At 55.3% G+C, this 19,616-nt stretch carries 19 protein-coding genes; 9 read left to right on the top strand and 10 right to left on the bottom strand.

Features of this window, described 5'->3' with window-relative positions:
* Positions 1-130: 130 nt before the first annotated feature.
* The 5 genes from leuS to CPH80_RS20845 all read left to right on the top strand — a co-directional run bounded on the left by leuS (position 131) and on the right by CPH80_RS20845 (position 5,521).
* Positions 131-2,716, top strand: coding sequence for a leucine--tRNA ligase (leuS, locus tag CPH80_RS20865; protein WP_096281846.1), 2,586 nt, complete (start codon positions 131-133; stop codon positions 2,714-2,716).
* Between the two features lies 1 nt (position 2,717).
* Positions 2,718-3,305, top strand: coding sequence for an LPS assembly lipoprotein LptE (gene lptE / locus CPH80_RS20860; RefSeq protein ID WP_096281103.1), 588 nt, complete (start codon positions 2,718-2,720; stop codon positions 3,303-3,305).
* The gene (holA, locus tag CPH80_RS20855; protein ID WP_096281101.1) at positions 3,302-4,309 is read left to right on the top strand and encodes a DNA polymerase III subunit delta; all 1,008 of its coding nucleotides are present in this window, start codon (positions 3,302-3,304) and stop codon (positions 4,307-4,309) included. The genes lptE and holA overlap by 4 nt, the downstream gene beginning before the upstream one ends.
* Before the next feature lie 110 nt (positions 4,310-4,419).
* Positions 4,420-4,683 carry a hypothetical protein gene (locus CPH80_RS20850; RefSeq protein WP_096281099.1) on the top strand — a complete coding sequence of 88 codons (264 nt, stop codon included), beginning with the start codon at positions 4,420-4,422 and terminating at the stop codon, positions 4,681-4,683.
* A 202-nt stretch (positions 4,684-4,885) separates the two neighbouring features.
* Positions 4,886-5,521 (top strand): endonuclease, encoded by a 636-nt coding sequence (locus tag CPH80_RS20845; RefSeq protein WP_096281098.1) that lies wholly within the window; start codon positions 4,886-4,888, stop codon positions 5,519-5,521.
* A 90-nt stretch (positions 5,522-5,611) separates the two neighbouring features.
* On the opposite strand, the gene CPH80_RS20840 is transcribed toward CPH80_RS20845, so the two are convergent.
* The 9 genes from CPH80_RS20840 to bioB all read right to left on the bottom strand — a co-directional run bounded on the left by CPH80_RS20840 (position 5,612) and on the right by bioB (position 15,349).
* The gene (locus CPH80_RS20840) at positions 5,612-7,408 is read right to left on the bottom strand and encodes an acyl-CoA dehydrogenase C-terminal domain-containing protein (RefSeq protein WP_096281096.1); all 1,797 of its coding nucleotides are present in this window, start codon (positions 7,406-7,408) and stop codon (positions 5,612-5,614) included.
* Between the two features lie 242 nt (positions 7,409-7,650).
* Complete coding sequence (locus CPH80_RS20835) at positions 7,651-9,450, bottom strand: acyl-CoA dehydrogenase C-terminal domain-containing protein (protein ID WP_096281844.1); 1,800 nt, start codon at positions 9,448-9,450, stop codon at positions 7,651-7,653.
* Positions 9,451-9,770: 320 nt separating this feature from the next.
* Entirely contained in the window at positions 9,771-10,472 is a 702-nt protein-coding gene (locus tag CPH80_RS20830) for a putative metalloprotease CJM1_0395 family protein (RefSeq protein WP_096281094.1), read from the bottom strand.
* An 11-nt stretch (positions 10,473-10,483) separates the two neighbouring features.
* Positions 10,484-10,729 (bottom strand): flagellar biosynthesis protein FlgE, encoded by a 246-nt coding sequence (locus CPH80_RS20825; RefSeq protein ID WP_096281092.1) that lies wholly within the window; start codon positions 10,727-10,729, stop codon positions 10,484-10,486.
* A 51-nt stretch (positions 10,730-10,780) separates the two neighbouring features.
* Positions 10,781-11,473 (bottom strand): dethiobiotin synthase, encoded by a 693-nt coding sequence (gene bioD, locus CPH80_RS20820; RefSeq protein WP_096281090.1) that lies wholly within the window; start codon positions 11,471-11,473, stop codon positions 10,781-10,783.
* Between the two features lie 49 nt (positions 11,474-11,522).
* Entirely contained in the window at positions 11,523-12,356 is an 834-nt protein-coding gene (gene bioC, locus CPH80_RS20815) for a malonyl-ACP O-methyltransferase BioC (RefSeq protein ID WP_096281089.1), read from the bottom strand.
* A complete protein-coding gene (locus CPH80_RS20810; RefSeq protein ID WP_096281087.1) occupies positions 12,353-13,102 on the bottom strand; it encodes an alpha/beta fold hydrolase in 750 nt (249 codons plus the stop codon). Before CPH80_RS20810 ends, bioC begins: the two co-directional genes overlap by 4 nt.
* The gene (bioF, locus tag CPH80_RS20805; RefSeq protein ID WP_096281842.1) at positions 13,099-14,274 is read right to left on the bottom strand and encodes an 8-amino-7-oxononanoate synthase; all 1,176 of its coding nucleotides are present in this window, start codon (positions 14,272-14,274) and stop codon (positions 13,099-13,101) included. Before bioF ends, CPH80_RS20810 begins: the two co-directional genes overlap by 4 nt.
* 16 nt (positions 14,275-14,290) lie before the next feature.
* On the bottom strand, positions 14,291-15,349 hold the full coding sequence (gene bioB / locus CPH80_RS20800; protein WP_096281085.1) for a biotin synthase BioB: 1,059 nt from the start codon (positions 15,347-15,349) through the stop codon (positions 14,291-14,293).
* 49 nt (positions 15,350-15,398) lie between these two features.
* On the opposite strand from bioB, the gene CPH80_RS20795 reads away from it, so the two are divergent.
* Positions 15,399-16,133 (top strand): ComF family protein, encoded by a 735-nt coding sequence (locus CPH80_RS20795; RefSeq protein WP_096281083.1) that lies wholly within the window; start codon positions 15,399-15,401, stop codon positions 16,131-16,133.
* An 11-nt stretch (positions 16,134-16,144) separates the two neighbouring features.
* On the opposite strand, the gene CPH80_RS20790 is transcribed toward CPH80_RS20795, so the two are convergent.
* Positions 16,145-17,254, bottom strand: a complete 1,110-nt coding sequence (locus CPH80_RS20790; RefSeq protein WP_096281081.1) for an NAD(P)/FAD-dependent oxidoreductase — start codon at positions 17,252-17,254, stop codon at positions 16,145-16,147.
* Positions 17,255-17,434: 180 nt separating this feature from the next.
* Between CPH80_RS20790 and CPH80_RS20785 the strand changes: the two genes are divergently transcribed.
* From CPH80_RS20785 to cmoA, 3 genes are read left to right on the top strand one after another with little or no spacing between them, the layout of a single operon-like run.
* Positions 17,435-18,436, top strand: a complete 1,002-nt coding sequence (locus CPH80_RS20785) for a serine/threonine protein kinase (RefSeq protein WP_096281080.1) — start codon at positions 17,435-17,437, stop codon at positions 18,434-18,436.
* 28 nt (positions 18,437-18,464) lie between these two features.
* Entirely contained in the window at positions 18,465-18,860 is a 396-nt protein-coding gene (locus CPH80_RS20780) for a kinase (RefSeq protein WP_096281078.1), read from the top strand.
* Positions 18,853-19,608 (top strand): carboxy-S-adenosyl-L-methionine synthase CmoA, encoded by a 756-nt coding sequence (cmoA, locus tag CPH80_RS20775; protein WP_096281076.1) that lies wholly within the window; start codon positions 18,853-18,855, stop codon positions 19,606-19,608. The genes CPH80_RS20780 and cmoA overlap by 8 nt, the downstream gene beginning before the upstream one ends.
* Positions 19,609-19,616: the final 8 nt, after the last annotated feature.

Raw genomic sequence — 19,616 nt, 5'->3', positions numbered from 1 at the left:
TTCTATTGTGGGCTATCACCTGCAGCCCGACAAGCATGTGGGCGGGCTACCTGTTACGCCTTGTGTGCGTTAGAATGTCCGGCCGCTTCGCACATCATTTTTATACAGGGTAACTTTGGTAATGGCAGGTATGGACGAGCAGTACAATCCCCGTGACGTAGAACACAATGCGCGCACCTTCTGGGACGAAAACAAAACCTTTGAAGTTAGGGAAGATCCGGATAAGCCGAAATACTACTGCCTGTCCATGTTCCCCTACCCCAGCGGCAAGTTGCACATGGGGCATGTAAGGAACTATACCATCGGAGATGTTATCTCCCGTTATCAGCGCATGCTGGGCAAGAACGTGATGCAGCCCATGGGCTGGGATGGGTTTGGCCTGCCTGCCGAGAACGCTGCTATTGCCAACAAGACCGCGCCGGCGAAGTGGACCTACTCCAACATCGAATACATGAGAAACCAGCTCAAGCAGCTGGGTTTTGGCTACGACTGGAGCCGCGAGCTGGCCACCTGCAAGCCCGATTATTATCGCTGGGAGCAGTGGTTCTTTGCGCGCCTTTATGAGAAAGGCCTGGTGTACAAGAAGATGGCCACCGTTAATTGGGACCCGGTCGATCAGACTGTTCTGGCGAACGAGCAGGTTGTTGATGGCCGTGGCTGGCGCTCTGGTGCGCTGGTCGAACAGAAAAAGATTCCCCAGTGGTTCATTCGTATTACCGATTACGCCGAAGAACTGCTGAACGACATGGACGATCTGGATGGCTGGCCGGAACAGGTCAAAACCATGCAGCGCAACTGGATTGGTAAATCCGTAGGTACCGAGCTAACGTTCCCGCTGAAAGACAGCGACGATGGCCTCACGGTTTATACCACCCGCCCCGACACCCTGATGGGCGTGAGCTATATGGCTGTGGCGGCGGAACATCCGCTGGCTAAGGCGGCCGCCGAGCGCCATAAAGATGTTGCAGCTTTTGTCGATCAGTGCCGTACCAGCAAGGTATCTGAAGCTGAGATGGCCACCATGGAAAAGAAAGGCGTGGATACGGGATTCATGGCCATCCACCCGCTCACCCAGGAAGAAATTCCAGTTTGGGTCGCCAACTTTGTGCTCACAGACTACGGAACCGGTGCCTTGATGGCTGTTCCGGGCCACGATGAGCGCGACCACGAATTTGCTCTCAAGTACCGTTTGCCAATCAAACAGGTTATTGCCGCCAACGATGGCCGCGAAATCGACGTGCAGGAAGAAGCTTTTCCGGGAAAAGGTGTTCTGGTTTCCTCCGGTAAGTACAGCGGCTTTACCAGCGATGAAGCCTTTGACGCCATTGCCGATTACCTGGAAGAGAACGGCATCGGCAAACGCACGGTCAACTATCGCCTTCGTGACTGGGGCGTTTCGCGCCAGCGTTACTGGGGTGCGCCTATCCCCATGGTGACCCTGGAAGACGGCACCCAGCACCCGGTGCCAGACGATCAGCTACCGGTTCGCTTGCCAGAAAACGTTGAGATGGACGGTGTTCAATCTCCGCTTAAAGCCGATCCCGATTGGGCAAAAACCTCTTTCGAGGGGCAGCCGGCAACGCGGGAGACCGATACCTTCGACACCTTCATGGAGTCGTCCTGGTATTACGCACGGTTTTGCAGCCCAAATTACGACAAGGGCATGCTAGACCCTGCGGCAGCTAACTACTGGCTGCCGGTAGACCAGTATATCGGCGGCATTGAACACGCAATTCTGCACCTGTTGTACGCCCGCTTCTTCCACAAGCTTTTGCGTGATGTAGGCTTGGTAGACAGCCCAGAGCCGTTCAAGCAGCTTCTGACCCAGGGCATGGTGCTGGCAGACACTTACTACCGCGAAGATGGCAAAGGCGGGAAGATTTGGATTGCCCCGGCGGATGTTACCGTCGAGCGTGACGACAAAGGCCACGTTATTGGCGCGACTCTTAAGGAGGATGGTCAGCCGGTTGTTGCCGGTGGCGTAACCAAGATGTCGAAGTCGAAGAACAACGGCATTGATCCTCAGTCCATCATTGACGCCCATGGTGCGGATACTGTGCGCCTGTTCATGATGTTTGCCGCCCCACCCGAGCAGTCTCTGGAGTGGTCAGACAGCGCTGTGGATGGCGCCCACCGCTTCCTCAAGCGTTTGTGGCGCTTGGTGAGCGAACAGGTAGCAGGCGGAGCCGCACCGGCTCTGGATGTGACTGCACTGAACGACAAGCAGAAAGACCTTCGACGTAAAACGCACGAAACCATTACCAAGGTGAGCGACGATGTCAGTCGCCGCCTCACGTTCAACACGGCTATCGCTGCCGTGATGGAACTGTTGAACGATGTCAGCAAGCTGGACGATGACGAGCCGCAAACCCGCGCAGCCCGCCAGGAAGCTCTGGAAGCGGCCGTATTGATGTTGTCACCGATTGTGCCTCATATCTGCCACACACTTTGGCAGGATCTGGGTCACGCAGACCCAATTGTAGACGCAACCTGGCCCGCAGCCGATAAGGCCGCCATGGTGCGCAGCCAGATTCAGGTAGTTCTGCAAGTGAATGGCAAGGTGCGCGCTAAGGTGGACGTTCGGGCAGACATCAGCAAAGCTGACCTGGAAGCGCTTGCCCTAGAAAACGAAAACGTTGTGCGCTTCACGGAAGGCGTGTCAGTTCGCAAGGTTATCGTCGTGCCCGGCAAGCTGGTTAACGTGGTAGCCAACTGAGATGCGGGCCCGTACCCTGCACAAAAACGCAGCCCAGCTGATCGCTGTTAGTGCGATGGCAATCAGCCTGGCGGCCTGTGGCTTTCAATTACGGGGTGCACCACCGGTTTCTTCGGCTTTGGAGCCTCTGCATCTCGATTGCCAAGCTCCTACACCTGCCACCCTTTGTCATTCCGTTCGCGAGCAACTTGAGCTAGGCGGTGTCGAACTGGCATCTGGCGAAGCAGCAAGCTATCACCTCAAAATCCGAAACTTTGAGCGCGACCGCCGGGCCTCAGCAATTACCGTTCAGGCTGCAGCCGCCGAGTACACGCTTCGGCACTCGGTGGATCTTGAGCTCATCAGTGCCGACGACGTTCCGATTATCGCCAGCACACGCCTCACAACCTCTGAAAGCTACCGATACGATGAGACCAACGTGCTTGCCAAGCAGCGCGAAGAAGAAAACCTTCAGCAGCAACTGAGCGACCGCCTGGCGCAACAAATCATCTTTCGACTGGCCCCCATTACACCGGAACGGCTGCAGGATATCCGGGACAGCCATCACAAGGCCGATGCCCCGGGCGACACGCAACCGACCACACCATGAAAACGAACCCGGGCCAACTACCGCAGCTACTCCGAAAAGGCCTGGCGCCAGTTTATCTGGTGTCTGGAGATGAGCCGCTTTTGGTGCAGGAATGCTGTGATCAGATCCGAGCCGCCGCTAAAGAAGCGGGCTTCCACGATCGCCTGATCTTTCACGCGGACCAGCAACTCGACTGGAATGTTGTTGCCGATGAATTCAGTGCCATGTCTCTGTTCTCTGATCGCCGCCGGATCGAGATCCGCCTGCCGACGGGAAAACTAGGCGATGGCCGGGCCGTTCTGGAGCGGGTTCTTCAGCAGCCCCCCGAAGACATCATTGTTCTACTTATTAGTGCTCGCTTGGACGCCGCCGAAACTCGGCGAAAATGGTACAAAGAGCTGCAAGCCAAAGGTGTCCATGTGCCGGTTTGGCCGGTGGATGCAGATAAGTTCCAGGGCTGGCTTCAGCAACGGGCAAGTAATCGGGGCCTGAACCTGACCCGTGGGGCCCTGGCAATGCTGGCTGAAAGGCTTGAGGGCAACCTTCTGGCTGCAAGCCAGGAGCTCGACCGGCTGTCGCTTCTTTCCAATGGCAACACCATTGATGAAGATACTATTGAACAGGCTGTTCAGGACAGCTCACGCTTCAATGGTTTTGAACTGGTCACTGAATTGCTTAGTGGCCGCGCGCCTCACGCTGGCAAAATGATTGGAGTGCTGCAGCAGGAAGGTGAAAACCCCCTCGGCCTTCTGGCTGTATTGAGCCGAGACCTCAGCCTGTTAATTGAACTGAAGACGGGCGAGAACAGAACCGAGAGCCCATCCGCGTTCTTTAAAAAACGCGGCGTCTTCCAGCCGCAGCGAGCGCGGGCACTGGAACAAGCAGCCCGGCGACTGAAGCCAATGCAACTGCACCAAGCAGTACAGCTTTGTAGCCAAATTGACCGCGCAGCAAAAGGCTTTGACGAGCTCTCCCCCTGGCATTACCTACGGGATATGTCAGCACTTCTGGCGACCAAGTCCTGACCTGGGTCAAACGTCTCGCATATAAACGCTTTCTTGCCCGCATTTCACTTGACAGTTTTTCACAATCAACTGCATGGTGAATAGATCGCTAACCCAAGGAGGATCCTTATATGGGCGTTCAGGAAGAATTTAAGACTCTCTCAGATAAAATCAAACAGCACCGTGACGAAGCCCGCGTGCAGCTTCATCTGGCTCGGCAGGACGTAAAAGATGAGTTCGACGACCTCGAGCAGGAGTGGGACAAGTTCCGAACCCGTTTTGATGAGGTAGTCAATGGTGCCAACGAAGCATCTCAGGAGGCGCGCCAGACGGCAAGGAAGCTTGGCGAAGATCTGAAGTCGGGCTATCAGAACATTCGTAATAAAATTAAGTGAAAACGTTAAGCCGTTAACATAACGCCACAAATGTTTACCATAAGGGCTCTTGTATTGAGGGCCCTTATGTCATACTTATCTCTGTAAGTGAACTGAGCGTCATTAATTCTTTCTGCGAATTTGTCCTACATCGCACGATGCGACGGTTAATTGGGCCTGTTTCGCTAAGGCGCATGCAGACACTGTGAGGTATAAGTGGCATATGAAAAAGCTGTTACTCGTTCCGACTACTGTTGTTTTCCTGTTGACCGCGACGCTTGTTATTGGTCAAAACATTCGTTTCAGTGACCCCAAAACCGTTATCAAGGATCAATTCTGGGGCAACTTGTACGTGGATGGCGGCAAGTCATTCTTCTGCGATGCGCCATTTTCCCGCAAAGGCTTCATGCTGACAGAAGGCTATATCTACCCTCTTGCAGATGTCCGCAACGCTCTCTCGTGTGGTACCTCACGCCAGTGCGAGCAGGACAACAGCTACCGCCAAATTGCTTCCGATCTTCACAATATGATACCCGTTCGAAACCGCACCGAGATTAGGCGCCGCAACGCCAGCTACGAGGATCTGGGGGCAACGGTTAAAGCAAACGATTGTGGCATCCGGGAGAGCGCCCACTTCTTTGAGCCGCCTACCAGAGTGAAAGGTGATGTCGCCCGCAGCATGAGCTATATGGTAAGCACCTATGGCCTGCCATGGCTCGGGTCAGCCCGGGTATTCCAGAGCTGGAACCGTGCAGATCCTCCTGACGACAGAGAACTCTCACGCCACAAAAGAGTTGCGGAAATCCAAGGTAATGAGAACCCCTATATCACCGATCCGACACGTGTTGAGCGCCTTTAGTAACCACTTAGCTCAATCTTCTTCTGCGCTGATTGAGTCGGCATAAAAAAAGCAGGCCCAAGGGCCTGCTTTTTTGCTTTCCGAGAGATGTTAGAACTCCTCGGCAGTGTGCGCCATCATGGAATCACTTCCGCTACGAATACCTTCTGCAAGAGAAACCGTTTTCGGCAACAGGCGATCGTAATAGAAGCGAGCAGTCTTCAGTTTGCCACTGTAAAAGCCGGACGTGTCATCGCCAGCTTTCGGTGCCGCCGCCTTCACAATGCGAGCCCACATATAGCCCAGAGCAGTCAGCCCAAACAGATCCAGATAGTCTACTGAAGCTGCGCCAATGGCATTTGGGTTGTCTGAAGCCTGCTTAATAACGTGTTCGGTAACGTCGGACAGACGCTCAAATGCCGCAGCAAGTGGCTCCAGATAAGGGCGAAGACTCTCTTCACCCGTGTTTTCTTCAATGAAGGTTGCCACGTCTTCCGCGAACAGCTCGAACAACTTGCCCTGGCTACCCACCACCTTGCGGCCCATTAGGTCTAGCGCCTGGATACCGTTGGTGCCTTCGTAGATCTGGGTAATACGGCAATCACGTACCAATTGCTCTTGGCCCCACTCGCGGATGTACCCGTGGCCGCCGAACACTTGCTGGCCCATGATACACGCGTCCAGACCACGGTCGGTCAGGAATGCCTTCGCAACCGGGGTCAGAAGCGCAACCATGCCCTCAGCGTGCTTGCGGCGATCTTCCTCAGCGGCATCTGCATACTTGGAGATGTCCAGCCACTGCGCCACGTAGGTTGAGAAGGCGCGACCACCTTCAACGTAGCCCTTCATGGTCAAAAGCATACGACGCACATCCGGGTGCACCAAGATCGGGTCTGCCGCCTTATCAGGCTGCTGTGCGCCGGTAGGTGCACGGCTCTGGATGCGATCCATGGCGTATTCCCGTGCGTTCTGCAGGGAAGCCTCAGCGGCACCTATACCTTGGATGCCCACGCCCAGTCGCTCGTAGTTCATCATAGTAAACATGGCGTTCAGGCCTTTGCCCTCGTCACCCACAAGCCAGCCTTTGGCACCATCAAAGTTCATCACACAAGTTGCGGAACCTTTGATGCCCATTTTCTTCTCGAGGGAGCCGCAGGCAAGGCTGTTGCGTTCGCCCAGTGAACCATCGTCGTTCACCATGAACTTGGGTACCAGCAAAAGGGAGATACCTTTGGGGCCTTTTGGTGCGCCCGGCAGCTTAGCCAGCACGAGATGAATAATATTTTCGGCCATATCGTGCTCGCCCCAAGTGATAAAAATCTTGGTGCCAGTCACGTTGAACGAACCATCGTCATTGGGCTCGGCTTTGGTACGAATAATACCCAGATCGGTTCCCGCATGGGGCTCAGTCAGATCCATGGCCCCGGACCAAACGCCCGAGTACATATTAGGGAGGTATTTTTCTTTCAACTCTTGGCTGCCGTGGGCATCTACCGCGAGGCAGGCGCCGGCAGTCAGCATAGGTGCAAGGCCAAATGCCATGTTGGCACCCTGCATCATTTCCTCAAACTGAGCTACGAGGGTCTTGGGCATGCCCATACCGCCAAACTCGGTATTGCCACCCAGGCCGTTCCAGCCGCCTTCCACAATCGTTTGGTACGCTTCTTTGAAGCCATCGGGCGAGGTTACTTCGCCTTCGTTCCACTTGCAGCCTTGCTCGTCTGCCTCGCGGTTCAGCGGTGCCAGTACGCCACTGGTGATTTTGCCCGCTTCCTCAAGGATCGCATCGGCGGTCTCGGGGTCTACGTTCTCTGCTACTTTGGGCAGTGACGCCCAAAGTGCAGGCGCATCAAAAACTTCGTTCAGTACAAAACGCATGTCACGCAAAGGTGCCTGATAATCGGCCATTTAAACTCTCCAAGTTCCAAGATCAATCTGTCTGTGCAGGCGATAAAAAGATGAACGCCAACTCGCCTGCCCGGGCCGGGTGCCCAGCTCCGTTATCTTTTAAGGGCGAGTATTCTAACGCAAAACCGCCGGTAACTCATGAAAAAAGCCCGGCTCCTAAGAGCACGGGCTTTCATATACCGGTTAACTTTCAACGTTCGTCACGATCGGGGATACGATCAAGGTTGTGATCGGGGTTAAAGTCAGAGCGCGAAAGCTTCTTCCGGCATATCCAGCAGCGTATCCGCACCCGCCATCATACTTACCGCATGCGCCTTGGTACGTGGCAACATACGGGTAAAGTAGAAGCGAGCGGTCTGCACCTTGGCGGTGTAGAACAACTCTTCACTAGTACCTTCAGCCAGCTTGTCCTGAGCGATTTTGGCCATACGGGCCCACAGGTAAGCAAACACCGCGTAACCCGAGTACATCAAGTAGTCCACAGATGCGGCACCGACTTCCTCGCGGTTCTTCATGGCGGTCATGCCCACTTTCATGGTCAGGTCGCCCCACTCTTTGTTGAGCGCGGCCAGCGGCTCGATAAACTGCTTCATCTGCTCGTTATCGGCGTTCGCTTTGCAGAATGTGTGCACCAGCTTGGTGAAGCCCTTGAGTGACTCACCCTGGGTCATCAGAACTTTACGACCCAGAAGATCCAACGCCTGGATACCTGTAGTACCCTCGTAGATCATGCCGATACGGGCATCACGCACGTTCTGCTCCATGCCCCACTCGGCGATGTAACCGTGACCACCAAATACCTGCATGCCCAAGTTGGCTGCTTCGTAGCCCATCTCGGTCAGGAACGCTTTGACAATCGGGGTCAGGAAACCTAGCAGCTCATCTGCTTCTTTGCGCTCTTCTTCTGATTTGCCGCGCTGAAGAATATCCGCCTTCTGCGCAGTCAGATAAATCAATGCACGGGCGCCTTCTGCAACGGCTTTCTGAGTCAGCAGCATACGGCGAACGTCTGGGTGCACAATAATCGGATCGGCATAGCTATCCGGGTTCTTGGCGCCGCTGAGGGAGCGCATGGCCAAACGGTCTTTGGCATAAGCCAGTGAACCCTGGAAGCCCAATTCGGCTGCGCCCAGACCCTGGATGGCAGTACCTATGCGAGCCACGTTCATGAAGGTGAACATGCAGTTCAGGCCCCGATTCTCCGGCCCAATCAACCAGCCTTTGGCGCCGTCGAAGTTCATCACGCAGGTGGCGTTACCGTGGATACCCATTTTGTGCTCTAGGGAGCCGCAAGATACCGCGTTACGCTCACCGGCAGAACCGTCTTCTGCAGGCACGCACTTAGGTACGATGAACAGGGAAATACCCTTGGTACCTTCCGGTGCACCTGGCAGACGTGCCAGTACAATGTGAACGATGTTATCTGTCATGTCGTGCTCACCGGCCGAAATGAAAATCTTGGTACCGGTAATGCTGTAGGAGCCATCTGAGTTAGGCTCTGCTTTGCTACGCAGGGTGCCCAAGTCAGAGCCACAGTGGGCTTCGGTCAGACACATAGTACCTGTCCACTCACCGCTGATCATTTTGGTGAGATAGGTCTGCTTTTGCTCTTCGGTACCGTGCGCTTCGATCGTGTTGATTGCGCCATGGCTCAGACCGGGATACATGCCCCACGACCAGTTGGCAGTGCCGTTCAGTTCGCTCATCACGATGCCCAGCGAGTCCGGCAGGCCCTGGCCACCATAGTTGGGGTCGGCAGCCAGTGACGGCCAGCCACCTTCAACGAATTTGTCATACGCTTCTTTGAAGCCAGTCGGTGTTTTGACACCGCCTTCGCTCCAGATGCACCCTTCTCTGTCGCCAACAGCGTTCAGCGGAGACAGTACCTGCTCAGCAAACTTCGCACCTTCCTGGATAATGGCATCAACCATATCCGGAGTTGCGTCTTCAGCACCTTCCAGACTGGCGTAGTGGGCCTCGCTGTTGAGCAGTTCGCTCATTACGAATTTAATATCACGCAGGGGCGCTTTGTACTCAGGCATGTAAACCACCTCGGTTTTCGGGCTTGGCTGAAAAAGAAATAACAGCTTGCGGCCTTGGGGTTGTTCAGACACTGCAACACGGTGCGCTGCAGCATTAATTAAACACTTGTTTGAAACATACGTTTAGAAGCACAGAACTGTCAATAGCCGGAGGCACAATTTGTGTAGATTTTGGTCACCGACGCACATTTCAGCGGAACCTTAAAAACGCACATGCGGGCACATCCATGGCGCCCGACCGGGCTCTGAGCCGCTTTAAGCTGTCTGTAGGAAATAAGCGCCAGGCACTCGAGTGATTAGCAGGCTAACAGATGTCAAGGTCAGACCGAAGTGGGTAGAAACCCTTCTATTCTGGACGCGGAGTCTGGCAAGAAGCCGGCGATATTCTGATAGGTTTTTTTGGCTTGCTGAGCAACTCCGGAAGGTCGCTCAGAGGTATTTTCCTGAGAGCCAGAAGAGGAGCCTTCACTGTCGTTTGCTGATGCTTTTGCCAGCGGGTTGGCGGATTCCTGCTCCAAAGCAAGGTCAGACTGAGCTTGCAGCATAACCTGCATCGCTTGCGCGGCAACGGCACGATCTTGGCTGGAAGGTTGCGCGGGCGCCATCGCCGCCGCACGAACCGTTCGCATTTTTTCGATGGTTGCCTGGGGGTTGCCATCAACCGACGACATACTAATAGACACCTCGCCACCCACCGCGTACTGGGCCCCATCTGGCCCTCGCTGATAGGTAAGCGACATGGCACCTGAATATTGGCCACCGGTTGCCTGGTGAGCGGCCTCATGGGCTCGCACTTCACGATCCCGTGCCTTGAGTTCGGTGAGCTCTTTCAGCTCGGCTTCTTCTAACCCGCCTGCCCGTTCGCTGGAGGCTGCAGCACGAACCGCCCGACTACCCGTTTCCGAAGGTGGTTCACCATTCGCTTTGCCGGTATTACGCGACTCACGAACGCTTGGGGCTGCGGAGCTTTGTGGAGTGGAGCTATATGGAGATAAGGGAGGGAGTGACGAGAGTGGGTTCATGGCGCTATAGCTCAGACCATAATGTCTAATAGAGTGCCAAGTGTCTCGTCAGCAGCTTTCACCACCTGAGCAGACGCCTCCACACTACGCTGATAGAGCTTGAGGTCGGCAATCGGCTCAATAAGACTGCTCCCAGTTTGGGCACTACCCTGAGGGCCATCAACGCCGGCACGCGCGATTTTACGGGCGGCATTTTCCATGCCGTACATGCCATCTTGGATGCCTTGAATGCCAATTGCGAGCGTATTATTGATCATGACTGCCGCTTCCCGTGACCATTAATTGACACCATTAAGCCACATTATTGTTCAATTTTCAAACAGTACATCAACATTAAGATAGCCACTCAGGGTTTCCGGATTCGCACCTTCAACCCAGGGCAACACACCAAGACAGGGGGCTGGGATATGCGCGATGAGGTAATCTAAGGTTTCCTGCTCACAGCTCATGAACTCCGGCTCGCTATGGTTAGCCACCCACCCGGCCAGCGACAATCCATCGTTACGAATGGCCTCCGCTGATAGCAGTGCATGGTTAATACAACCGAGCTTGAGCGCAACCACAAGAATCACCGGCACACCAAGTTGCTGGGGTACAGCTGAGTAGGTCTCCCGATCATTCAATGGAACTCTCCAGCCACCTGCACCTTCAATCAACAGGAGGTCCGCCGGGCGAATTTGCATGCCACGGCAGAACCCCACCAGCCGATCCGCAGAAATGACACGCCCGGCCTGAGCAGCCGCAATATGGGGAGCAATGGCGGGGGCCAGCGTCACGGGGTTCACAAGGTCGTAGGCAAGCTTTTCACTGCCGGACTGTTGGAGAATAAGTGCATCCTCATTACGCAGCCCATCCGGTGTGCTTTCGCAGCCTGAGGCTAGAGGCTTCATCCCCAACGCACGCTTGCCGGCCGTTTTAGCAGCCTCCAAAATTGCCGCAGACACCATGGTTTTGCCAACCCCGGTATCTGTGCCTGTCACGAAAAACGTTTTTTTAGCCATATAAACAGGTTTGCACTCTTCTCTTGTTCGTCTGTATCTGATCGTTGAATTAACGCCATGACCAATAAACCCAAGCTGCCTCATAGCTGGCTATCACGCCACCTTCGGGTTCTATGGGGCCGCCGTTGGGCTTGGGATAGTGCCGGCACATGGCTCGCAAACGGCCTGGCGCAGTTATGGTTCGGCGCCTGTCCGCATGCTTATAGCCTGCACCCAACTGCTTAAGCTCTGCCGTCAGCGCTAATGGCGAGGTGTATGGTAATCGCAGGGTTTTTGTCTCTATTTCAGCGCCTGGCAATTCACGGGATACCGTCTCCCGAAACGCGGCTTCCGGCTCAAATCGGTTTATATGATTCTCGCCAGAATCCGCTTGCCACCAAGCCTGATCGAGCTCCGTTAAGGTGCCCTCAAGCAGCGTTGAAACCACCAACCTACCTCCCGGCCGGAGTACACGCCTGCACTCTCGCAGAACCTGAGCCGGATCCGCACACCACTGAATCATGAGATTGCTGAATATCAGATCACAGCTTTGATCCGCCAGGGGAATCGCCTCGGCATCCGCAACAACCCAAGTGATATCTGAAGATGCGCTTGCCCCAGCATGCTCAACCATGCCAAGCGAAAGATCCATACCCGTGACGTATACAGCGGGCCCAAGACCGGCCAGTTTGCGGGTGAACCAACCTGTTCCACAGCCGAGGTCCAGAACATCGCCCGACAAACTGCTTTGGCCGGCCTGGCTCTGAAGTACCTCTAGCATGGTATTGCCCATCAGACGCTGCAACCGGGATGCGCCCTCGTAGGTAGCGCGCGCGTTGCCAAATCCACGAGCAATATCCGTTTTACTGGCAAGGTGCGAGGAAATTATAAGTTGAGCACTCACAACGCCTCTCTCATCAATGACTGCATGAAGGCTTCGATCACCACACGGCAATCTGCTGCAAACACACCACCTGGCCAATGCGCCATGCCCGGTATGCTTGCTTCAATCGTTGAGGGCTGCGTTTCCAAAGCACCAGCCCAGGAAGACACAAGCTGATCGCGCTCGCCGGAAACATGAAGCGCGGGAATACCAAGACCTGACCACAACGAGCGTTGATCCGCCTGCCGGAGCCACCCCAGGCTTTTAATCAGATTATCCGGTGATACCGATGGCCCTTTATCGAGCCAACCTTGGAGCCGCTGGCGCTCACCACGCCCTTCGGCGGCACCGTTGATCATCAGAAGTAAAAAACGCAGCCAGTAGCGTTCACTCTCGCTGTTCAAACCACAGCTGAATGCGCCAAACTGGCCAGCTGACATGCCATATGGCCAGCCCTCGCCTGCAAGAAACTTCGGGAAACCGGCGAGGGTGATCACGCCAGAAACGGCTGCCGTATCCCGGCATGCCGCTTCCATAACAACCTGAGCCCCCAAAGACCAACCCATCCAGACCGACGGCTCGGTATACAACGACAGCAGTTCATCTGCCACCGAAGCCACAGAATTGCACCGCGCTACCAAACTGTCATCCAGAGATACCAATTCAACCGGGCCAGGCCAGGCCTCATAAAGCCCTGCCAGCATTTCCACGGGAACACCCCAGCCGCCAACCACAACCAGGCGCCCAGCCCCTCGCGGTAAGCTCATGACGCGACATCTTTTTTATCCAGCAGATGCCGGCAATCCGACAGAGCCTGCAGCAGACAATCTAGATCCTCGTGGGAGTGAGCTGCGCTAAACGTAACCCGCAAACGTGCGTCACCCACGGGCACCGTTGGCGGCCTAATCGCGGTAACCAACAACCCACGCTCTTCGAGGGCCTGGCTCAACGCCAGAGCCACCCAATTGTCGCCGATCATAATGGGCTGAACAGGCGTGCGCGAGCGCATCAGATTATATCCTAAGGCGGTAGCGCCGCGCCGGAACTGCTCAATTAGGCCCTGCAGGTGCGAGCGCCGTTCATCGCCACACTCAATCAAATCTAGACTGGCACAGGAGGCCAATGCCAACGCTGGCGGCATTGCCGTGGTGTAAATATAAGTACGGGCCTTCTGCACCAAATAGTCCATCAACACCTCTGATCCCGCCACAAAGGCACCGCTGGTGCCTGCAGCCTTGCCTAGCGTTCCGACCAGTATTGGCACATCCTCCTCAGACAACCCAAGCTCTGCCACACTCCCCCGCCCTTGCGGACCCAGAACACCAAAGCCATGGGCGTCATCCACCACAAGCAATGCATCGTGATCCCGGCAAACCTGCGCCAACTCCCGCAGAGGAGCCACGTCGCCATCCATACTGAACACACCATCCGTTACCACCAATTTGTGGCCAGAAGTCTCAGAAAGCATGGCTGCAAGCTGCGCCACATCCCCATGGCCATACCGACGCACCTTCGCCCTGCTCAGAATGCAGCCATCGATAATAGAGGCGTGGTTTAGTCGATCTGAAAAAACCATATCTCCACGCCCCGCAAGTGCGGAAATCACACCCAGATTGGCCATATAGCCGGTGGAGAAAAACAGCGCCGAACTTCGCTTGGTAAACGCCGCAAGACGTTTTTCTAACCGATGATGTGCTTCATGGTGCCCACAGATTAGATGGGACGATGCACCCCCGAGCCCCGTTTGAGGCAAGGCACATCGGAGGGATTCAATATTCGCAGGGTGGTTGGCTAGACCAAGATAGTCGTTACTACAAAACGACAATAACCGCTTGCCATCAGCGGTTAAAACCGGCTGCTGAGGGCCGACAACCTGCCGACGTGTTCGGTAAAGCCCAGCCTGTTTTCGATGTTCTAATTCTGACGCAAAATCTCGCACGTTGCTTGCCCCAAAGCTAAGCAGATTCCCGAGTAGCGTCATAAAACATATGTCGCGTTGCTTCATGCTCCAAATCGCCGGCAATGGCCTCTTCTTCCTGCGCCTCAGTCGCGCACTGCTGGCGCTGCTCCGGCCGAATACCCAAACGACGGAACAAAGCCATATCCGCATCCGCCTCCGGATTCGACGTGGTCAGCAGCTTCTCGCCGTAGAAAATAGAATTCGCACCCGCCAGGAAACACAACGCCTGCATCTGCTCATTCATCGACTCCCTACCTGCCGAAAGCCGCACATGAGAAGCGGGCATCATGATCCGAGCAACCGCAAGAACGCGGATAAACTCAAACGGATCCAGATCCTCCACATTTTCCATGGGCGTGCCCTTCACCTTCACCAGCATATTCACCGGGACACTTTCCGGGTGATGCGGCAGGTTCGCCAGCTGAACCAGCAAACCCACTCGGTCATCTTCATCCTCGCCCATCCCCATAATGCCGCCGCAGCATACCTTCATGCCGGCCTGGCGCACGTTATCTAGGGTATCCAGCCTATCCTGATAGGTACGCGTGGTAATGATGTGGCTGTAATACTTCTCAGAGGTGTCAAGATTATGGTTGTAGTAATCAAGCCCAGCGTCTGCCAGTTCTGCCGCCTGCTCCGGCTTCAGCATCCCCAGAGTCATGCAGGTTTCCAGGCCCAAGGATTTCACCTGCTGAACCATATCCAGCACATACGGCATATCCTTCGCCGCCGGGCTGCGCCAAGCCGCACCCATACAGAAGCGCGAAGCGCCTTTTTCCAGGGCAGCGCGGGCTTCCGCAACTACCTTTTCAACCGCTAGTAGCTTTTCCTTTCCCAGGCCAGTGTTGTAATGACCGCTCTGAGGACAGTACTTGCAGTCTTCCGGGCAAGCGCCGGTTTTAATCGACAGCAAGGTGCTTATCTGCACTTCATTGGGGTCAAAATGCTCTCGGTGTACCGACTGAGCTCGGAACAACAAATCATTAAAAGGAAGCTCTAAAAGTGATCTGGCTTCCTGAAGCGTCCAGTCGTGGCGTAATGCTGTGGCAGTCATGCTGAAGTCCTGTTAACCTTTTCGGTATCTGGGTTTACGGATGAATCAGATGATAAAGGGACTGAGCTGGCTGTCAACCATAAAGTCACTTAAGGTTAACAGCGAAGAAACCAAAGGCCTGTGTGTCGGCTGCCTTTCGCCCAATGCCGTCAACGGCTTATGCAGCCTTTGCCAGACTGATCTCCCGGTTAACCGGTGGCACTGCCGCTGCTGTGCCCTGCCTCTGTCGCATACCGGTGATAACCACCTTTGCGGTGACTGCCTGAAATCGCCACCGGCTTTCGACCGTTCTCTCATACCCTGGCGTTACCAGTATCCGATCGACAGCATGATCAGCCGTTACAAATACAGCGGGCAACGTAAATTTGCCCGGCCACTGATTGCCGGCTTCTCAGACCACCTCGAGTCGGCCTTCGAGAATCGTAGTGATGATAAGCCGCAGCTAATAATACCCTCGCCCATGCTTCCCTCACGCCGCCGCGCACGGGGTTTCAATCAGGCCCGAGACATTGCCGAGCGCCTGGGCGAGACGCTGGATATTCCCGTGGGTGCGGGCGTCGTTCGCCGGGTTCGGAAGGTTCACGCTCAGCGAGGACTGAGCAGAGAGGCTAGGCTGGCAAATCTTCGAGGCGTGTTTGAAGTGTGTGCTGGGGTGCCAGAACGAGTCGCCATCGTAGATGATGTCGTTACAACTGGCGCAACAGTGCGGGTGATTGCTGCGGCATTGCGGGACGCAGGCGCACAACACATTCAGGTCTGGGCGCTGGCCCGCACACCGGGGTGATACCGCCGGGTTTAAGCCAGCTTAGTCTTCACCAGATCAGCAATTGCTAGGCAAGAGGTTAGCCCCGGCGACTCAATACCAAAAAGGTTCACCAGCCCCGGAACACCGTGCTCCTCTGGGCCATCTACCCTGAAATCAAAAAAGCCTCCACCGGCACCTGTTAGCTTCGGCCGGATGCCGGCATAAGCGGGCTGTAGGCGCTCAATGTCCAGGCTTGGCCACCATTGCCGAATACCGGCAGCAAAGGCGTGCACCCGCTCGGGATCAACGCTGTAATCCTCCCGTTCGATCCACTCAACATCCGGGCCAAAGCGCGCTTGGCCGGCAAGATCAAGCGTGAGGTGAACCCCCAGACCACCAGGCTCGGGAACCGGATAGATCAGGTTGTTGAAAGGATGGCGACCGCTGTAGCTAAAATAGACGCCCCGGGCAAACCACTGCGTCGGTTTCTGATCCTCCGGGAGCCCCGCCCAGCTTCGGGTCAGCGTAACTGCACCTAACCCCGCCGCATTAACCAGATTCCGAGCCCTAAGCCGGCATGGTGATGAACCAGCGACCTGCAATGTGTGAGCACCCCCAGCCGATTCTACACGCTCAACCGGCGAACGCAGCGCGAGCGAGCCTCCCGCATCTTCTAATTCACCGAGTAGCGCAAGCATAAGGCCATGGGTATCCACAATGCCGGTTTCCGGCGACCAGAGCCCAGCGCTTGCATTCACTTCAGACAGCTCCCGGGCGATGGCATCACCATCCATCAGAGCAAGAGGGACACCATTGGCCGCCGCGTGCGACTGAATACCTTCAAGCATCGAGTTTTGTGCTTCATTGGCTGCGATGATCCATTTTCCGCACTTTCGATACCCTACTTTTCGACTTTCGCAGTAGTCGTACAACTGCCTGCGGCCCTCCACGCAAAGGCGGGCTTTCAGGGAGTTCTTTGGGTAGTAGATCCCGGCATGAATAACCTCACTGTTGCGTGACGAGATGCCTTCACCAAAGCGGTCTTCTGCCTCCAGAACAATCACATCTTTGCCAGCTTGAGCAAGCCTTCGCGCCACCGCGAGCCCAACGACGCCGGCCCCGATCACAGCGGTATCCACTTCCAGAAAATCGCTTGTCACGTGATAAACCTGCTACTTGTTGCCTGCCGGATGACCGTTTCCGACAACCGGAAACCCGTGAGCTTAACGTTAACCCAATACGGCACAGGCAGGAACCCATGCAAACATCCCTGCCCCGCATTACGACAGCGCTGCCAAGCAGGTATACTGGGGCCCACATTTACCACCCGGCTTCGCTTTATGATGAACGTTTCTGCCCATCCATACGATGCCCTGACTCCGGACGTGATTCTAGATGCCATGGAAGACGCCGGTTTCGCAGTCAGTGGGCGCCTGTTTGCCCTAAACAGCTATGAAAACCGCGTGTACCAAATAGGGCTGGACGAAGGCCCTCCGGTGATCGCCAAGTTCTACCGCCCCGGGCGTTGGACTGAAGAGCAGGTTCGCGAGGAACATGAGTTTACCCGGGAGCTTCTGGAAGCAGATATTCCGGTGGTAGCCCCTCTGGTAATGCCATCTGGTGACACCCTCGGAAAACACGGTGATTTTTTGTTTGCCGCATTCGACCAGCGTGGCGGTCATGCACCGGATGCAAGCATTACCGACACTCTATACAGGCTCGGGCAGAGGCTCGGCCAGATTCATAACATTGGCGCCCTGAAGCCATTTCAACACCGCTCAACCCTATCGCTTATGGATGGCATTGAAGCCAGCAACGCTCTGTTACTGGAAGGCAACTGGATACCTAAAGATCTTCGGCCCGCCTGGGACAGCCTGATACCCGATTTGCTAACCCACTGCCGTGCCCGCATTGAAGACACCGGCCAAGTGGAGACACTGCGACTGCACGGAGACTGCCATGCCGGTAACATTATATGCCGGGACGAGCAGATGCTTTTTGTAGATCTGGACGACTGCCGTACCGGCCCTGCAATGCAGGATATGTGGCTGCTGCTAAACGGCGAAGATAGCGAACGCGGCGCTCAGCTAGGGGAGTTAATCGAAGGCTACGAAACCTTCCGAGATTTTAACCGCCGCGAAAGACACCTGATCGAGCCATTGCGCTGTTACCGGCAAATCAGCCATTGCGCTTGGCTTGCAAAACGCTGGGATGACCCTGCTTTTCCACGCTTTTTCCCTTGGTTTGCGCAGCCTAGGTTCTGGTCCGATCAGGTGTTATCACTGAGAGAACAACTGGGGGCTCTGCAAGCTCCGTCTATCACACTTCCCGGTCAATATTGATTATTTTCACGTTAAAAATGAGGTAAGCATGAGCCAGAACGAGGCCCGTTACACCATTCGCAGCCTGTTTTTGACCGCTTTGGTCGCCATCGTCGGTACCGTATTGGTGCTTGAAGTTAGCGGAAGCATCAAGCATTCGAACAACAAGGATCATGTACCGGTAGGGGATTTCCAGGCGATTCATATTACGCCGGGCGAAACCTTCCGCATGTCCCCAAAGGCCTCGGAGTTACACGCTGTCTGCGAAAATGGCTATATGGCCATCGCCGCCGATGTAGACCCCTCCTTTCGGGGCATACTTGTAGATTACAAAAACCGGGGTGTGCGTTGTTATCGGCCCTCACCCACTGCCCCGCGCGCCGTGCCTCAGCCTGAAGAGCCGGCACAGCCAGCAGAGCCAGAAGAGAAATCTGGGGATGAGTGAGGTCGACCGTTCTGTAGGGCCGGTGACAGACCGGCTGTTCGCCACGCAACGGCAGCTAGAAGATTTTCGCTTTGATGCGGCCGTCGCCCGGGTATTCCCAGATATGATCCGGCGCTCCGTGCCTGGCTACACCACCATCATCCCGATGATTGAGGTGATTACTGAACAGTATGCTCAGCCGGGCTCCAACTGCTATGACTTGGGCTGCTCCCTAGGCGCTTCTACCTTGGCCATGCGCCATGGCATTGCCTTCGACACCTGTTCGCTCGTGGGCGTTGATAATTCTGAGGCAATGGTAGAGCGCTGCGAGCATTACATCGCACTGGACGATCACCCATTGCCGGTTAGCCTGCGCTGTGAGGACATACAGGAAACAGAGTTAACGAATGCCTCAGTTATAACTCTGAATTTCACTCTGCAGTTTGTTCCGCCGGAGCAACGCAGCAGCCTGTTACGCAAAATTGCCACGGCGACTCTGCCTGGTGGTGCGCTGATTCTTTCGGAAAAAATCCGCTTCGATTCTGAAGATGAACAGGCCATCCAGACGCGCCTGCATCACGAATTCAAACGGGCAAACGGCTACTCCGACCTGGAAATAAGCCAGAAGCGGAGCGCCATCGAACAGGTGCTGATCCCAGAAACTCTGGACGCTCACAAACAGCGCCTGAAAGACGCAGGATTTGACCGTGTGCTGGTTTGGTATCAGTGCTTCAACTTCGTATCCATGCTGGCCATCAAGGCTGACTGAACCACATA

The sequence above is a fragment of the Marinobacter sp. LV10R510-11A genome, assembly GCF_900215155.1.
Classification (GTDB): Bacteria; Pseudomonadota; Gammaproteobacteria; order Pseudomonadales; family Oleiphilaceae; genus Marinobacter.
The sequence above is the reverse complement of the archived record's forward strand: the minus strand, read 5'-3'. Positions and strand labels throughout refer to the sequence as shown.

Bases quoted from the DNA above. Each gene is read 5' to 3' on its own strand.
- CPH80_RS20825 (WP_096281092.1), bottom strand. From the start codon at position 10,729: ATGATCAATAATACGCTCGCAATTGGCATTCAAGGCATCCAAGATGGC.
- CPH80_RS20840 (WP_096281096.1), bottom strand. From the start codon at position 7,408: ATGGCCGATTATCAGGCACCTTTGCGTGACATGCGTTTTGTACTGAAC.
- bioB (WP_096281085.1), bottom strand. From the start codon at position 15,349: ATGACTGCCACAGCATTACGCCACGACTGGACGCTTCAGGAAGCCAGA.
- CPH80_RS20780 (WP_096281078.1), top strand. From the start codon at position 18,465: ATGAGCCAGAACGAGGCCCGTTACACCATTCGCAGCCTGTTTTTGACC.
- leuS (WP_096281846.1), top strand. From the start codon at position 131: ATGGACGAGCAGTACAATCCCCGTGACGTAGAACACAATGCGCGCACC.
- CPH80_RS20845 (WP_096281098.1), top strand. From the start codon at position 4,886: ATGAAAAAGCTGTTACTCGTTCCGACTACTGTTGTTTTCCTGTTGACC.
- holA (WP_096281101.1), top strand. From the start codon at position 3,302: ATGAAAACGAACCCGGGCCAACTACCGCAGCTACTCCGAAAAGGCCTG.
- CPH80_RS20795 (WP_096281083.1), top strand. From the start codon at position 15,399: ATGATAAAGGGACTGAGCTGGCTGTCAACCATAAAGTCACTTAAGGTT.
- CPH80_RS20810 (WP_096281087.1), bottom strand. From the start codon at position 13,102: ATGAGCTTACCGCGAGGGGCTGGGCGCCTGGTTGTGGTTGGCGGCTGG.
- CPH80_RS20785 (WP_096281080.1), top strand. From the start codon at position 17,435: ATGATGAACGTTTCTGCCCATCCATACGATGCCCTGACTCCGGACGTG.
- CPH80_RS20830 (WP_096281094.1), bottom strand. From the start codon at position 10,472: ATGAACCCACTCTCGTCACTCCCTCCCTTATCTCCATATAGCTCCACT.
- CPH80_RS20835 (WP_096281844.1), bottom strand. From the start codon at position 9,450: ATGCCTGAGTACAAAGCGCCCCTGCGTGATATTAAATTCGTAATGAGC.
- cmoA (WP_096281076.1), top strand. From the start codon at position 18,853: ATGAGTGAGGTCGACCGTTCTGTAGGGCCGGTGACAGACCGGCTGTTC.
- lptE (WP_096281103.1), top strand. From the start codon at position 2,718: ATGCGGGCCCGTACCCTGCACAAAAACGCAGCCCAGCTGATCGCTGTT.
- bioD (WP_096281090.1), bottom strand. From the start codon at position 11,473: ATGGCTAAAAAAACGTTTTTCGTGACAGGCACAGATACCGGGGTTGGC.
- CPH80_RS20850 (WP_096281099.1), top strand. From the start codon at position 4,420: ATGGGCGTTCAGGAAGAATTTAAGACTCTCTCAGATAAAATCAAACAG.